Source organism: Microbacterium wangyouchuni (genome assembly GCF_051546305.1).
Classification (GTDB): Bacteria; Actinomycetota; Actinomycetes; order Actinomycetales; family Microbacteriaceae; genus Microbacterium.
In genome coordinates, this window is the sequence record NZ_JBPTMA010000001.1 from 192565 (window position 1) to 207210 (window position 14646).

Here is a 14646-nt window from a genome sequence, read left to right on the forward strand (position 1 = left end):
CCGAACGGGAGGAACTTCAGATGCAACTCGCCATGGTCGGACTCGGCAGGATGGGCGCCAACATCGTGCGGCGGTTGATGCTCGATGGGCACGATTGCGTCGTCTACGACGTGAATCCGGATGCTATCGCCGCACTCGTCGCGGAGGGAGCCACGGGCGCAGACAATGTGGCCGACCTCGCCGCCAAGCTCGAACCGACCCGCGTCGTGTGGATGATGGTTCCCGCCTCGCTCACCGGAGCCATCGCTGAAGAGGTCGCGGCGGTTCTCGATGCCGGCGACATCCTCATCGACGGCGGCAACTCAAACTATCGTGACGACGTGCGCCGTGCGGCCACACTGCGTGAACGCGGCATCGAGTATGTCGACATCGGCACCAGTGGCGGCGTTTTCGGGCTGGAGCGAGGCTACTGCCTGATGGTCGGTGGCACGGAAACGGCCGTCGATCACATCGAGCCGATCCTGCGCACGATCGCGCCCGGCCCGGGCGACATCGAGCGCACGCCCGGCCGCACCGGCGACCTCGCGCCCGAGGAGCAGGGATTCCTGCACTGCGGCCCCGCGGGCTCTGGCCACTTCGTGAAGATGGTGCACAACGGGATCGAGTACGGCATCATGGCCGCGATCGCCGAGGGCCTCAACCTGCTCAAGAACGCGGATGCTGGTGTGCGCGAGGCCGAGCACTCCGCAGAGATCGCCCCGCTGGAGGAGCCGGAGTTCTACCAGTTCCCGATTGAAACCGACAAGGTCACCGAGCTGTGGCGTCGCGGATCGGTCATTTCGTCCTGGCTGCTTGATCTCACGGCGGCCGCGCTGCAGGAGGATCCCACGCTGGATGGTCTGGCGGGTCGGGTCTCAGACTCGGGTGAGGGACGCTGGACAGTCAAGGCTGCGGTCGACGTGGGAGTGCCCGTGCCGGTGCTTGCCTCAGCGCTGTTCGGACGGTTCGCGTCGCGTGACGAGGACCAGTTCGCGAACCAGGTGCTGTCAGCGATGCGCCTGCAGTTCGGTGGGCACAAGGAGCTGCCAGCAGGCGATGTGCTCGAGGCTGGCGCGCGCAAGGCCGACGCCGGCTGAGGTTGTGGCAGCGTTCGGTCAGCGCCCGAGCTTCTCCGCGCACGGCACGCAGTACTCGGCGAACGGACGCACCCGCAGACGCGCGAGCGGGATGCGTTCGCCGCAGTTCGCACAGACGCCGTAGGCGCCGGCATCCATTCGCGCGAGCGCGTCATCGACCTGCTGCAGTTCTTCGCGAGCACCCTCGAGCACGCCGCTGAGGCGGGACCACTCAGCTGACAGCGGCACGCCCTCTGGATCATGTTCGTCATCGTCGCTCTGACTGCTGCGATCGTGGGTCAAAGCGGTGAGCGTGCTCGCAATCGCATCGGTGCGATCGCTTGCCTCACGGCGCAGCATCTCAAGCAGGGTGCGCAGCTCACTGTCGGTCATGCTCATACCCTAAGGCGCGTCATGCGTCCTCCGGTCATTCAACCCGCTCACACGGTGACCGATCGCCCTCCGGTGTTCGCCTGCCGACCAGAGTGACGACCCTGCACGTAGGCCGAAGCGTTTACGCCCTGGCGCGTGCGCGCCCTCTTCGAGGGGATGGCGTCGACGAAGGCATCCACCTGGTCTTTGCGGGAAGCGAGCACGAGCGCCGTGCCGGTGCCGGAGTCATCGATGATCACCGCGCGGCTCTCGGTGATGCGCTCGGCCGCGCCGATACCGAAGCCGCGGATGAACCCGCTGCGCGCTCGGCGCTTCGCACTCTCGGGATGCCGTAGGTAACGGTCACGCTCACGCTTCCACCAGGCCCGCATCGCGACCATCGCCTGCACCTCAAGGCTCGCGGTGAGGCGTTTGGCCTGCTCGACGTCGGAGGCGAAGCCGATGAGGTACAGAATCATCCCGGTCGCCGCCTCCGAGTACATCGGACGGATCGTACCGAGCGCGATTCCGATGCCAGCGCCGAGCTCACGGATGTCGCGCGCATACGACCCGGTGAACAGCATCCGCTCCTGAATGATCTCTTCCCGCGCCTGCCCATTCTTCGCGCGCTGCGCATCGAGCCGGGCCTGCTCGATTCCGTACTTCACCATCAGCCGCTCGGCATGCTCGGTGAGGGCTTCAGCCTCTTCCGGCGTCGTGCTTTCGGCCTTCGCCAACAGTTTGCTGATCAGGTCGATCTTGGCTTCGCTCATTTTCGTCTCCTCCGTCTACGATGCCGACCAGTATCCAGCGGGGGTCAGACGTTGCGAGCTCACCACTTGCGAGTGGGCGGTTGTGGCTCAATTTCCGCGCAAAACAGCGCAAAACAGCGCCACAACTGGACACTCGCAAGCTGTAGGGGAGGGACGCGGGAGTTAGCCGAAGAGGAGAGTTAGAACCGTCGAGCCGCCGCCGATGAGGATGAGCGAAGCGATCGTCACCCAGGCAATGATGCGCATACGCCTGTTGCGGGGCTCGCCGAGCGATCCGTAGTCCTCTTCGTTGTCCTTCACCTCGGCCAGCTCGCTCACGCGAGGCCCTCGACGCCGCTGGCAGCAACAGGCTCCGTGACGGTCGGGCCGAAGGCCGCCGGCAGCGTCGCCTGCGAAGTCGCACGCAGCTCATCCGCCGAAACAGTGAACAGCCCGGTCACCTCGAGGTCGGCAACGCTGTCGGTCACGCCGATGCGCAGCACCGGGTATCCGCGGCCCTCGCACAGGCCCTGGAACTTCACATCATCCTCACGCGGCACCGTCACGATGACGCGGCCGGTCGATTCCGAGAAGAGGGCGGATGCCGCATCCACCCCGTCGCGCTCCATCAGCTCGGTCAGCCACACGCGAGCACCGAGGCCGAAACGCATGACGCCCTCGGCAAGAGCCTGGCCGAGGCCGCCCTCCGAGAGGTCGTGCGCCGAGGAGATCAGCCACTCGTCGCGGGCTGCAGCAAGCAACCCCGCGAGGTTCTTCTCGCCGGTGAGATCCACCTTCGGAGGCAGGCCGCCGAGGTGCTGGTGCACGGTATCCGCCCACGCCGAACCGGAAAGCTCGGTCGAGGTCGTGCCGAGCAGGTAGATGTTCTGGCCCACGTCCTGCCAGCCCGAGGGGATGCGGCGCGAGACGTCGTCGATGATGCCGAGCACGCCGACCAACGGGGTCGGGTGGATCGGAGTGTCACCGGTCTGGTTGTAGAACGAGACGTTGCCGCCGGTGACCGGGGTGCCCAGTTCAAAGCATCCATCCGCCAGACCGTCGACGGTCTGTCCGAACTGCCACATGACCTCGGGGTTCTCGGGAGATCCGAAGTTCAGGCAATCGGTGATTGCGGTCGGGGTCGCACCCGTGACGGCGACGTTGCGGTACGCCTCAGCGAGAGCCAGCTGCGCACCCGCGTATGGGTCGAGCTGGCAGTAGCGGCCGTTGGCGTCGGTGGAGACCGCGAAGCCGAGGCCGGATTCCTCATCGACGCGGATCATGCCTGCGTCGTCGGGGAAGGCCAGAGCGGTGTTGCCCATCACGTAGTAGTCGTACTGGTTGGTGATCCAGCGGGTATCGGCGAGGTTGGGCGAGCCCACCAGCGCCAGGAACTGCTCACGCAGCACGTCTGCGTCGTCCGAGCGGGGCAGCAGCTCAGCAGCATCCGCCTGCAGTGCGTCGATCCACGTCGGGTAGGCAACCGGACGGTCGTAGACGGGGCCGTCGACGGCGACCGTCGACGGGTCAACATCGACGATGCGCTCGCCCTGCCAGTCGATGATGAGGCGGCCGTCGCCGGTGACCTCACCGAGCACGCTGGTCTCGACCTCCCACTTGGCGACGACCTCGAGGAAAGCATCCAGCTTCTCGGGCGCGACGATCGCCATCATGCGCTCCTGCGACTCCGACATGAGAATCTCTTCGGCAGTCAGCGAGGGGTCGCGCAGCAGCACGTTGTCGAGCGAGACGTGCATGCCGGAGTTTCCGTTGGCTGCCAGCTCGCTGGTCGCGCACGAGATGCCGGCAGCGCCGAGGTCCTGGATGGCCTCGACGAGCTCGGCCTTGTAGAGCTCGAGGCAGCACTCGATGAGCACCTTTTCGGCGAAGGGGTCGCCGACCTGCACCGCGGGGCGCTTGGTCGGGCCGCCGTCGTCGAAGGAATCGGATGCCAGGATGCTGGCGCCGCCGATTCCGTCGCCGCCGGTGCGGGCACCGAACAGGACGACCTTGTTGCCGACGCCGGTGGCGTTGGCGAGCTTGAGGTCTTCGTGGCGGAGCACGCCGACCGCGAGCGCGTTGACCAGCGGGTTCGCCTGGTAGACGGAGTCGAAGACCGTCTCGCCGCCGATGTTCGGCAGCCCCAGGCAGTTGCCGTAGAAGGAGATGCCACTGGTGACACCGTGCACGACGCGCGCGGTGTCAGGGTGGTCGATCGCGCCGAAGCGGAGAGCATCCATGACGGCGACCGGGCGTGCGCCCATCGAGATGATGTCGCGGACGATGCCGCCGACGCCGGTAGCCGCGCCCTGGAACGGTTCGATGAAGGAGGGGTGGTTGTGCGACTCGGCCTTGAAGGTGACAGCCCAGCCCTCGCCGACGTCGACGACGCCGGCGTTCTGGCCCATGCCGACCATGAGGCGTTCCTTCATCTCTTCGGAGACCTTCTCTCCGAAGCGGCGCAGGTAGTTCTTCGACGACTTGTAGGAGCAGTGCTCCGACCACATCACCGAGTACATCGCGAGCTCGCCTGAGGTGGGGCGGCGGCCGAGGATCTCTTTGATCTTCGCGTACTCGTCGGGCTTGAGTCCGAGCGCCGCGTACGGCTGCTCCTTCTCCGGTGTCGCGACCGCGTTCGAGACGGAGTCGGGGACGTGCTTCACAGTCGCGGGGGCAGCAGCAGCTTCGGGGGTCACGCGCACTCCAAGATCAGGGCCGGCGGGGCATCTCCAGTCTACTTGCGTGGCGGCGGGTGGTGAGCTGGGGGAGGAGGCCGGTCGCTGGGTGGCTGCCCGGGCTGCTCGGGCTGCTCGGTCTGCCCGGTCGATGCGGTCTGCCCGGTCACTGCCCGCGCATAACTCCTGAGAAACGGGCGGATTTGGGCGGATTTGCTGGGAATAGCCGCCGGACCTGCCCGAACTTCAGGAGTTATGAACGGAAATGAACGCGCAGCGCGCAGTGCCGCAGCGCTCAGTACCGCAAGGCCTCGCGGGCGAACATCGCGATGAGCGGATCTTCCTCGCCCCGGCGACGGCGGCGAGCAGACAGTTCACCGAGCTGATCGAGCACCTGTTGCGCCCGGAAGGTCGCGTGACCGATGTCCTGCCGTGTGAACCGCCATCCCGTAGCCGAACGCCAGCCGCACACCTCAAGCCCGAATGCGACGGTGCGCCAGCGCTCATCGTGGGGTGTGCCGTCTGCGATCGCCAGCAGATGCAAGACTGCCGCATCCGTCTCGGCGTCACTGAGCTTCCGCAACAGTCCGCCTGCGACGAGACGCAACTGACTTTGCGGGTCACCCAGCGCCTTCTTGGCCGCAGCGCTCAGCAGCAATCGTCCCTTCTGCACGCGCACGAGCCCGATGCGCTGGGCGGTCTCGCGCAGATTGGCCATCGGCGGTGTGAGGTCTTCACGGTTGCCCTTGCCGATCCAATCGTCGAGCCACCCGAGTTCGGTCATGCCGTCAAGGACAGTGGCCGGCGGCATCCACCCCGCCGTTGTCAGGGCGAGGCCATTCGCGCCGACGGTCTGCATCAGCCATCCGAATGGCCGGATAATGCGCGCCGCAGTCTCAGCGTCGATCTCATTCGGCTCGAGCACGCCGGTGCGATGAAGGTGTTGACGCAGCTCAGAGCGGATGGGTGGCGGCAGTACCGATGCGAACTCGGCGATCGGCGACGCCTCATGCACATCTCCGGGGCGCCGGTGCGCTTCGATCTTGACGATTCCCGACATGTCGTACGGTGCGATGCCGGACTCGCCGGGGTTGAACAGGAGATTCAGCTCGGTCTGCACGCCGATGAGGTCGAACATCCCGGGGTTATGAGGTGCCCATGGTCCGACTGTCGTGTGGATCCAGTCGGTGATGGATGCATGTTCCGGATGCTGCGGATCAGCAGCAATCGCGAGCTTCTCGGCGTAGCCGTGCGGGCCTCCGGAATCTTCGAACGGTCCGCGATTCGCGCCGTCAACGAGCACGACCGCCGTAAGCGCGGAGTCGGAAGGGAATTGGTCGATGACGTCGAGCCGATGTATCCAGCCGTCGCCGAAGTCGTACTCATACCAAAGCGGACCGCCGCCCTGCAGAACGTCGCCGGCCGTGAAGTCCTCCTCGGAGAGGGCACCTTCCGCGGTGTCTTCGAAGTCCGGGGATTCCCAGCGCCTCGCCTGGCCCGGCAGCGCAGGCGCAAACGGGTCGGCGTCAGTGAAGGCGTGTAGGTGCGATTCGCGCCACCCCATGATCGTCTGCAGCGCGAGGTGCAGCATCCGCAGCCGGGCGGTTCCTTCGATGTCGAATGTGCGCCAGATCTCGGGCTCGCTGCCGATGAGTGTCACGCGCAGGCGGTATCGGGTCATGTGTCGAGCGTAGAGGGGAGCTCCGACGTTGAGCGCCTTCGCCGGGTGGCTGCCCCGGTGGCTGCCCGATCGACCCGGGCTGCCCGGCCGATGCCCGCGCATAACTCCTGAGAAACAGGCGGGTATGGGCGGAAACGGGCGGATTTGCCGGGAATAGCCGCCGCACCCGCGCGAACTTCAGGAGTTATGAACGGGAATCAACGGGAATCAACGGGGACTACCGCCCCCGCCACCCCGCCCACCCCTCAACGCGACCGCCCAACGACCCGCCAGGTGAGCGGAACGATGCCGCCGAGCGCTGCGATCTTGATGGCGTCGCCGATCAGGAACGGCACCACGCCGAGTCCGATCGCCGTGATGATGTCGACACCGAGGAATGCTGCAAGCCACGGAACGCCGAACGCATAGATCGTCAGCGATCCGAGTGCCGCGAGCCCGAGCGTCGACAACACGGTGCGAGCGGAGCGGCGGCGTGCGAGGGCTCCGACGAGCAGCGCCGCGGCGACGTAGCCGGCGATGTACCCGAACGATGAGAATGCCCAGCCGGATGCTCCGTGCGCGAACAGCGGGACGCCGAAGAGTCCGAGCGCAAGGTAGATGCCCGCGCTCGCGGCGCCTCTGGAGGGCCCGAGCGCCACGCCGGTGAGCAGTACGGCGAAGGTGGCCAGCGAGATCGGAACGGGAGTGAACGGCAGCGGGATCACGATGTAGCCGGAGGCCGTGATGAACGCGGTGCCCAGCAGCGTCAGGGCGGCGCTGCGCGCGCGGGTGCCAGCGACGAGATCGGCCAGCACGAGGCCGCGGGTGCGGGTGGCGGATACGGACATGGTTCCTCCTGATTGACATCCTGAACACTGTTCACCTGAACGATGTTCAGTACACTAGCAGGATGAACGCCCCCCTCCGCTATGCGAAGCCCGATGTCGTCGCGGCAGCGATGCGCGTGCTCGCCGAGAACGGCCTGCCCGGTCTGTCGATGCGTCGCATCGCCGAAGAGCTCGAGGTGCAGGTCAGTGCGCTGTACTGGCACTTTCCGAACAAGCAGGCACTGCTCGCGGCCGTGAGCGCGCAGATCGTCGATACCCCGGAAAGAGCCCCAGAATCGGATGCCGCGGCAGGACTCGCCGCGATCGCGACAGCGCTGCGCGACCGGCTGCTCGCTCATCGCGACGGCGCGGAGATCGTGTCGAGCTCGCTCGCTCTCGGCCTTCTCGATCTGCCCAGCAGAACGGCCCTCATCCAAGCTGCGGGCGGCCTGGGACTCGACGACGCATCCGCGCCCATCGCCGCCGACACGCTCGTGCACTTCGTGATCGGCTACACGTTCCACGAGCAGCAGCGCCTCTACGCCGCCGTGGTCGGTGCGGTGGATGCTTCGGTTGACCTCGCCCCCGCGGGTGTGAACGAGCAGACGGATGCCTTCGGTGCCGGCCTCACGATGGTGGTCGCCGGCGTTCAGGCAAGCGCCGGCGTTCAGGCAAGCGCCGCCGTACAGGAAAACGCCGCCGCGCAGGCAAGCGCCGCCTTGCAGGTAAAAACCACCGCGTCCTCGCGTCCGCTCGAGTGAGCGGACGCGAGGACGATTTCGGGGCGGGGCTAGCTGCGGTCGTCGCGGGGATCGCGGCCGGTCAGTCCGTCAGCCCGTATTGCTGAAGAAGCTGCCCGACCACAGTGTTCTCGACGTGCTTGTGCACAACATGCTTCCCGATCTTGCCGCCGGGAATCTCGAGCTCCTTGCCGTCGCGCAAGCGTTCGACGGCCTTGAACAGCGCACGGACGTCGTACGTCGAGTTGAACACCTCGGGGACGCCGCGTTCGACGTCGAGCAGTGTGTACACGGCCTCCATCGAGGTGCGCACCGAGTACTCGGTGGTGAAGATGCAGTCGCGCTCCTGCGACTGGGCGAACTGACCGATGAAAGCGAAGTTGGTTGAACCGCCGGGGATGACGGCCGGACGGTCACTGTGTTTGCGAGGCATGAAGAATGCGGTCACATACGGCATCATCACCGGGACGGTCTTCGCTCCCGTTGCGGCGAGCTCGTCGATCTGATCCACGGGAACGCCCATGTGGTAGAGCCATTCCTGCGTGATCTCCTCGCCGGTGCAGTCTTGCATCGGCTTCTTCACGTAGTCGCCCTCGTTCTCGGGGAACAGGCCGTAGACCCATACGACGATCTGGTCCGCCGGCTGCTTCTTGAAGTGCGGCTGCCGGTTGACGGTCCACGACATGAGCCAGTTCGAATCCATGGCCGTGACGATTCCGCCGGTGACGACCTTGCCGCTAAAGGGATCGCGCTTCGAGATCTTCTGGATGTACTCGGGGATGCGCGCATCGAGGGTGGTCACGGTGGCGGATTCCCATTTGGTCTCCGGGATATGCGCGCCGAACACGTCGGGGTTGCCGAAGGACTCGTCCTTGGCAGCGATCCGGCGCCAGAGGTCCCAGGCGGGGGCAGGTCCCGTGTTCAGCGCCGCGGGGGTTTTGTGGTCTCCGTCGTTCGAGTTCTCGGTGAGCGAGCCGATCGTCATGAACAGCAGGTCGTCGGTTGTGAGATCAATCTGCTTTTTCTCACCATGCTCGACGAGGTGGATGCGCGTCGCCTGCTTGCGCACTTCGTCCTGCTCGATCGCGAAATCGACGTCGGTGATGACCGTGCTGTAACGGAAGACCACGCCCTGCTCTCGCAGCCAGGTGACGATGGGCATCACGAGGGATTCGAACTGGTTGTACTTGGTGAACTTCAGGGTGGAGAAGTCCGGCAGGCCCTTGATCTGGTGGATGAAGCGGTGAAGGTACAGCTTCAGCTCCAGCGCGGAGTGCCATTCCTCGAAGGCGAACATGGTGCGCCAGTACAGCCAGAAGTTGCTGTCGAGGAACTCCGAGGTGAAGATCTCGTTGATGCGTTTGTCCTCCATCTCTTCCGGCAGTGCCATGAAGAGGCTGGAGATCTCCTTCTGCGCCTTGTCGCTCAGGTTGAATTTGAAGTCTGTTCCGCCGTCTTCGCCCTGGTTCTTCGTGGTGCGTCGGAGCGTGGAGTTCGGGTCGTCTCTGTTAAGCCAGAAGAACTCGTCGAGAACGCTGGCACCCTCGATCTCGAGCGAGGGGATAGAACGGTACAGGTCCCAGAGGCATTCGAAGTTGCTCTCCATCTCGCGTCCGCCGCGGATAACAAAGCCCTTATCGGGAATGTCGAGGCCATCGAGGGCGCCGCCGGGAAGGGCCTGCTGCTCGAAGATGGTGATCTTCGAGCCGTCCATCTGAGCGTCACGGATGAGGAATGCTGCGCCGGCGAGCGCGGCGAGGCCGGACCCGACGAACCATGCACGCTTCTCATCCACGCCCGCGGGTTTGCGCGGTTTCGCGAAAGCTTCGTAGTTACCGCTTGTATAACGCATCAAATCTCCCCCTGAGGTCAACGGTGTGCTTACGCTCGTAAGCTATCGCGATGGGGGTGCAAGCGGTCGGCTCTGCCGTGATTTCATCCTTCTCATCACCCGGTCCTCAACCCGGGCGGCTGCCGCTTCACCCGGCCGGGATCGGAGGGCGGAGGCGGCCTATTATGCGTCGGCTCCTGCGGGGTTCTCGGGCGCAACCGGACGGCCGACGACTGGCCCACCTGCATGCGGCGGAACATCACCCGTTGCCGCCGCCTGCATAGGCACGCCATCCCACACCGTGCGATCAGCGAGGAACGCATTGCCTGCCCACTGCGCCGGGGCCACTGCGGAGTTCCACGGCTCCTTACCGAACGCGACGATGCCCAGCCACACCGGCGGAATCAGCCAGAAGGCGACGAAGCCGGTCTCCTTGCCGAGCTTCATGCCGATGCGGTACGCGGCCACGCCGCCGCCGACGAAGAGCGCCAGCGAGAAGATGAAGCCGATGCCGATCCAGCTGAGCAGGATCGCTCCTCCGAAGCAGTAGAGCACGAGCCACGGGCTGAGGTCGCCGAGCTTGAAGAACACCATGAAGTTGTAGACCGGGACCCAGGCCTTCCATGTGCCCTGCACGCCCGCTTTCGCGAAGACTTTCGACATGAAGAATGCCGTGACGACATAAACGAGTGCGCCGACGATGACCATGCCGACGAGTGCTGCCATGTATGCAGCGAGCATGCCAGAGTAGATGTCCATCTTTTCCCCTAACGAGACACGTGGAACAAGCTGTGTCCAGTCATGCAATCAGGAGGCGCTCACAGATCGCTCACGCGCACGCACAGCTCCTCACGCGCACGCACAGCTCCTCACGCGCACGCACAGCTCCTCACGCGCACGCATCGCGCCGGGCATCGCAGTGGTGTGAGCGTTCTGTGAGCGCACGGTGCTGAAGTGTGTTCAGAGGCTGGAATTTACGGGGGGAACATCATGGGGAGCACAATGACCCGCAGATCTGTACCGACGCGTATCGCTGGGGGCGCGCTCGCCGTCGTCACCGCTGCGATGCTGACAGGATGCTTCGCCAACCCGCTCGACGCGATCGTGGAGAATGCGACGCAACAATCGGCGCAGAATGCGGCGGAAGACATCATCAAGCAGGTGACCGGCGGTGAGGCTGGGATCGACATCGGCGAGTTGCCGGCCGACTTCCCCGAGGAGATCCCGCTGGTCTCCGACAACATCCTTCAGAGCATGACGTTGCCCGAGGGCACGATGGTGATTTTGGATGATTCGCGCGGCATAGACGAGGTCGCCGCACAGGTGAAGGCGGACTTCGCCGACTGGGAGGAGGTCGCCTTTGTCGACATGGACCAGATGGTCAGCGCCGCTTATAAGAAGGGGGAGATAAACGTCAACGTGGCCCTCCTGCAGGGTGCGGACGACGAGCCGACGAGGGTGAGCTATATCCTCCCGAATCCAGAGGCGGAGTAGCCACGGCCGACCACAGCGCCATCGACTGACCCGCCGGTGCAGAGTGGTCGGGCTGCCCCAGCGTCAGCCAAATATCGGATGCCGTAGACCGCATTCCGAGCGTCTCGGCCTCGTGCGCGATGGCGTCGAGTGCGATGAGATCGCCGGATGCTGTCGCCACAGCGTGGCGCATGATGAAGCCGAGCAGGCCGCCGTGGCCGATCGCACTGGCCTCGTCCAGCAGCGCGATCGCATCGCTGAGCACGTCACTGAGCGCGTGGGCATCGCCGGCGCCGCCCGGCGCCCGCACCGATCCCACCACTTTCGCTGCACAGTGCGCCAGCAGTCCGGCGAAGTAGGTGTGCTGGGCTGCCAGCAGCCAGCGCGCCGAATCCACGAGCATCCGTGCTGCGGCATCGCTACGCCCTGCCGCGTTCTCGCGCCATGCATCCGCCCATGCCCGCAGCATGACGACCTTCGGGTCGGTGTCGGCGGCGGAAGGGACGGCATGGAATCGGGCATCCGCTTCCTCGGCGTGACCGGCAGCAAGCGCTGTGGCGCCGGCGAGGGCAAGTGCCGCGGGCAGTAGCCCGGAGGTATCGCGCCACTTCACATGCACGGCAGCCGAGGCTGCCCCTTCGTACGCATCGTGCACATTGCCGCAGAGCAGGTCGATGAGAGCCAGCCCATACTCCCAACTGCCGAGGGCTTCGGGGGCGTGCACGTCGGTGTCGGCGATGGCCCTGTCGAAGCGGCGCCGGGCCGCTGTGATATCGCCGGTATTCGACAGTGCCATGATCGCGATGAGTTCGATGAGCGATGCGCCGCCGGGAACCAGCGCGATGACCTCGGCCGGGGCCTGGTGCAGCCGTTGCAGGGTCAGGGTGGCCTCTTCGAGGGGGCCGGTGACGACCGCGGCGTTCGCCGCGGTGATGAGACCGCGCACGGCCACGGCGTTGGTGGTGTCTCCCGGGGCGTCTGCGATTTCACGCGTCTGCCCGGCGATCACTGACCAGCGCAGCGCATCGCGTTGCAGGTGGGCGATCTGACCCGGGTCGTCGATCTCGCTGAGTGCCTGCTCGATGATGGCCAGTGCTGCGGGCGCGTCGTGGTGACGCAGTCCGACGTGCTGCGCGTGTGCGAGCGCCGCTGCGGTCTGGTCCTCCGGCGTCGTCGCCGTGCGAGCAGCAGTCGCGAAGTGTGCGGCCGCCGCATCAGAATCGCCCAGCATGGATGCGGCGATCCCGGCGATCCGGTGCGCGGCGGTGTTGTCGGGTTCGAGGTCGATGACCGCTGCCGCCGCGCGCAGGGCGAGGCGCTCGTCGAACGCCCCGAGTGCGTACTGCGCGAGCTCCAGGGTGGGGGCGACGTCGACAGGTTCACCGAGGTCGAGCGTGAGAATGTGCGCGTGGCGGCGGACTGCGGGGAATGCGGCGGCTTCGTCGCCGCGGAGCACAGCGAGCACCTCAAGTGAGAGTTCGTGCCAGAGAGCATCGCTGCAGCGGCCGCGGAGGAACTCGCCGTCGAGCGGATGCGAGAGTCGAAGCCACCCCGGGGCGGAATAGGCCACGACACCTGCCCGTGCCAGCATCCGTCGCTCGGTGTCTTCCAGTGCGGAGACCGGGTACTCTCCGGAGATCGCGATCTTCGCGGCCGTCTCGATGCTGGCCTGATCGAGGCCTTCGAAGCGCTCGCCAACCAACTGGGTGAGGCGCTTCGTCGAGGCGGGCTCGCCCTGCAGTTCCCACCCGTGGTCGGTGCGGACGAGGCGGTTCTCGTTCACCGATGCGGTGAGGATCTCGCGCAGGTGCAGCGGATTGCCCTGCGCGAGCGAGAAGATGCGGGGGCGACAGGCGGGGGTGAGCGCGCCGCCGATGGTGTGGAGGACGAGCTCATCGGCGTCGGCGGAGGTGAGCGGGGTGACGGTGATCTCGCCGATGTCGCCGCTGTCGTACAGGGCGCGGATGCCGTCGGGGGCGCCTTCGAGATCGGTGGCGGTGAGGAGCATCGGCATGCGCGAGTTGCGAATGAGCTGGCTGATGACGAAGAGGGATGCCTCGTCGAGCTGTTCCACGTTGTCAACCAGGAGCACGGTGGTCGAACGGTTGCGGGTGAAATGGTCAACGAGGGCGGCGGGAGTCATCCATTTCTCGGGGAGGATGCCGGCGAAGATGCCGAGCGGCACGGCATAGCTGAGCGGCGTCGCGATCAGCAGTGAGACCGTGCAGCGCTGCGCTTCGAACTGCGCACGGATGGCGCGCAGCAGGTGCGTCTTGCCGATGCCGTCCGGCCCGGTCAACAGCGACGTACGCCCACCCCGAACGATGCCCGCGAGAATATCGGGCTGATTCGAAGTGATGGAGTGCACCGGGGTATCGGCGATCTCGACGTCAACCGCGCCCGCGTGCGAGTGGGCGACCGTCGCGCTAGAAAGGCGCAGCAGCGACTCGGGAGGTTGATCTTGCAGCACCCCCAGGTGTAGTCGGCTGAGTTCGCTGCTCGGCTCGACTCCCAGCTGCTCGGCGAAGATCGTGCGTGCGCGGGAGAAGGCGTCGAGTGCCTCCTGGATGCGCCCGTCGCAGTACAGTGCCGCGATCAACTGGCTCCAGTGGCGCTCAGCCAGTGGGTTCGCCTCGAGCAGCGCATGGAGCTCGGAGATGACCGGAGCGCTGCGTCCGAGGGCGAGTTCGAGGTCGATGCGGTCTGCCATCGCGGCGGCCCAGAGCTTTTCGAGGCGCACGGATTCGGCGCGCAGGGCGGTGAGGTCGTGCAGGCCCGAAAATGCCGTTCCGTGCCAGAGGTCGAGTCCGTCGCCGATCAGGGTGGCGGCCTGTGAGAAGTTGCCCGCGGTCAGCGACATGCTCCCCTGCTGCACGAGCTGCTCGAAGCGCGCAGCATCCGTCTGGATGTCTGCCGGATCGATCCGGTATCCGCCATCCGCCCATTCGATCTCGATCGGCACCGCCGAGCGCAGCCGGGAGACCCGGGCCTGCAGTGCATGGATCGGGTCGCGGGGCGGAACGTCATCCCACAGCTCATCGATCAGCCGCTCTGCCGAGAGGGCGCGACCGCGAGAGACGACCAGGCGCGCGAGGAGTCCGCGTTGCTTTGCGCCGCCGAGCGGGTGCTCGCGGCCGCGAGTGCTGGCCTTCACGGCGCCGAGAACGGACACGTCAAGCACTGCTTCACTCCTCCCCCTTGAGCTTGGGGTCACCATAGCAGTGGGGTGGGTGGCGTGGAGGAGTGTGACGGGCGCGCGGA

General features: G+C 66.0%; 12 protein-coding genes. 3 read left to right on the forward strand and 9 right to left on the reverse strand.

Going from position 1 to position 14646, the window contains the following annotated elements; genetic code table 11:
• Positions 1-20 precede the first annotated feature (20 nt).
• On the forward strand, positions 21-1076 hold the full coding sequence (gene gnd / locus ACSS7Z_RS00980; protein WP_438252550.1) for a phosphogluconate dehydrogenase (NAD(+)-dependent, decarboxylating): 1056 nt from the start codon (positions 21-23) through the stop codon (positions 1074-1076).
• An 18-nt stretch (positions 1077-1094) separates the two neighbouring features.
• Here gnd and ACSS7Z_RS00985 read toward each other — a convergent pair whose 3' ends face one another.
• The 6 genes from ACSS7Z_RS00985 to ACSS7Z_RS01010 form a co-directional block, all read right to left on the reverse strand.
• Positions 1095-1448: a TraR/DksA family transcriptional regulator gene (locus ACSS7Z_RS00985; protein ID WP_438252551.1), complete on the reverse strand. Its 354-nt coding sequence runs from the start codon at positions 1446-1448 to the stop codon at positions 1095-1097.
• 47 nt (positions 1449-1495) lie between these two features.
• Positions 1496-2200 carry a DUF2786 domain-containing protein gene (locus ACSS7Z_RS00990; RefSeq protein ID WP_438252552.1) on the reverse strand — a complete coding sequence of 235 codons (705 nt, stop codon included), beginning with the start codon at positions 2198-2200 and terminating at the stop codon, positions 1496-1498.
• 162 nt (positions 2201-2362) lie between these two features.
• Positions 2363-2518 carry a hypothetical protein gene (locus ACSS7Z_RS00995; RefSeq protein WP_438252553.1) on the reverse strand — a complete coding sequence of 52 codons (156 nt, stop codon included), beginning with the start codon at positions 2516-2518 and terminating at the stop codon, positions 2363-2365.
• Positions 2515-4875 (reverse strand): phosphoribosylformylglycinamidine synthase subunit PurL, encoded by a 2361-nt coding sequence (gene purL / locus ACSS7Z_RS01000; protein ID WP_438252554.1) that lies wholly within the window; start codon positions 4873-4875, stop codon positions 2515-2517. The genes ACSS7Z_RS00995 and purL overlap by 4 nt, the downstream gene beginning before the upstream one ends.
• A gap of 274 nt (positions 4876-5149) precedes the next feature.
• Positions 5150-6535 carry a plasmid pRiA4b ORF-3 family protein gene (locus ACSS7Z_RS01005; RefSeq protein WP_438252555.1) on the reverse strand — a complete coding sequence of 462 codons (1386 nt, stop codon included), beginning with the start codon at positions 6533-6535 and terminating at the stop codon, positions 5150-5152.
• A gap of 245 nt (positions 6536-6780) precedes the next feature.
• Positions 6781-7362, reverse strand: coding sequence for a biotin transporter BioY (locus tag ACSS7Z_RS01010; protein WP_438252556.1), 582 nt, complete (start codon positions 7360-7362; stop codon positions 6781-6783).
• Positions 7363-7424: 62 nt separating this feature from the next.
• Between ACSS7Z_RS01010 and ACSS7Z_RS01015 the strand changes: the two genes are divergently transcribed.
• The gene (locus ACSS7Z_RS01015) at positions 7425-8102 is read left to right on the forward strand and encodes a TetR/AcrR family transcriptional regulator (protein WP_438252557.1); all 678 of its coding nucleotides are present in this window, start codon (positions 7425-7427) and stop codon (positions 8100-8102) included.
• 61 nt (positions 8103-8163) lie between these two features.
• Here ACSS7Z_RS01015 and ACSS7Z_RS01020 read toward each other — a convergent pair whose 3' ends face one another.
• Both ACSS7Z_RS01020 and ACSS7Z_RS01025 read right to left on the reverse strand, forming a co-directional pair.
• The gene (locus ACSS7Z_RS01020; RefSeq protein WP_438252558.1) at positions 8164-9933 is read right to left on the reverse strand and encodes an oleate hydratase; all 1770 of its coding nucleotides are present in this window, start codon (positions 9931-9933) and stop codon (positions 8164-8166) included.
• Positions 9934-10095: 162 nt separating this feature from the next.
• A complete protein-coding gene (locus ACSS7Z_RS01025) occupies positions 10096-10671 on the reverse strand; it encodes a large exoprotein (protein ID WP_438252559.1) in 576 nt (191 codons plus the stop codon).
• 243 nt (positions 10672-10914) lie between these two features.
• On the opposite strand from ACSS7Z_RS01025, the gene ACSS7Z_RS01030 reads away from it, so the two are divergent.
• Positions 10915-11406, forward strand: a complete 492-nt coding sequence (locus tag ACSS7Z_RS01030) for a hypothetical protein (RefSeq protein ID WP_438252560.1) — start codon at positions 10915-10917, stop codon at positions 11404-11406.
• Here the strand turns inward: ACSS7Z_RS01030 and ACSS7Z_RS01035 are convergent.
• The gene (locus ACSS7Z_RS01035) at positions 11327-14566 is read right to left on the reverse strand and encodes a BTAD domain-containing putative transcriptional regulator (RefSeq protein WP_438252561.1); all 3240 of its coding nucleotides are present in this window, start codon (positions 14564-14566) and stop codon (positions 11327-11329) included. The two genes, ACSS7Z_RS01030 and ACSS7Z_RS01035, sit on opposite strands and share 80 nt — an antisense overlap.
• Positions 14567-14646: the final 80 nt, after the last annotated feature.

What these genes read in the sequence shown, in the direction of transcription:
- ACSS7Z_RS00985 (WP_438252551.1), bottom strand. Translation starts at nt 1,448, where the DNA reads ATGACCGACAGTGAGCTGCGCACCCTGCTTGAGATGCTGCGCCGTGAG.
- ACSS7Z_RS01025 (WP_438252559.1), bottom strand. Translation starts at nt 10,671, where the DNA reads ATGGACATCTACTCTGGCATGCTCGCTGCATACATGGCAGCACTCGTC.
- ACSS7Z_RS01010 (WP_438252556.1), bottom strand. Translation starts at nt 7,362, where the DNA reads ATGTCCGTATCCGCCACCCGCACCCGCGGCCTCGTGCTGGCCGATCTC.
- ACSS7Z_RS00990 (WP_438252552.1), bottom strand. Translation starts at nt 2,200, where the DNA reads ATGAGCGAAGCCAAGATCGACCTGATCAGCAAACTGTTGGCGAAGGCC.
- ACSS7Z_RS01005 (WP_438252555.1), bottom strand. Translation starts at nt 6,535, where the DNA reads ATGACCCGATACCGCCTGCGCGTGACACTCATCGGCAGCGAGCCCGAG.
- ACSS7Z_RS01020 (WP_438252558.1), bottom strand. Translation starts at nt 9,933, where the DNA reads ATGCGTTATACAAGCGGTAACTACGAAGCTTTCGCGAAACCGCGCAAA.
- ACSS7Z_RS01015 (WP_438252557.1), top strand. Translation starts at nt 7,425, where the DNA reads ATGAACGCCCCCCTCCGCTATGCGAAGCCCGATGTCGTCGCGGCAGCG.
- ACSS7Z_RS01030 (WP_438252560.1), top strand. Translation starts at nt 10,915, where the DNA reads ATGACCCGCAGATCTGTACCGACGCGTATCGCTGGGGGCGCGCTCGCC.
- gnd (WP_438252550.1), top strand. Translation starts at nt 21, where the DNA reads ATGCAACTCGCCATGGTCGGACTCGGCAGGATGGGCGCCAACATCGTG.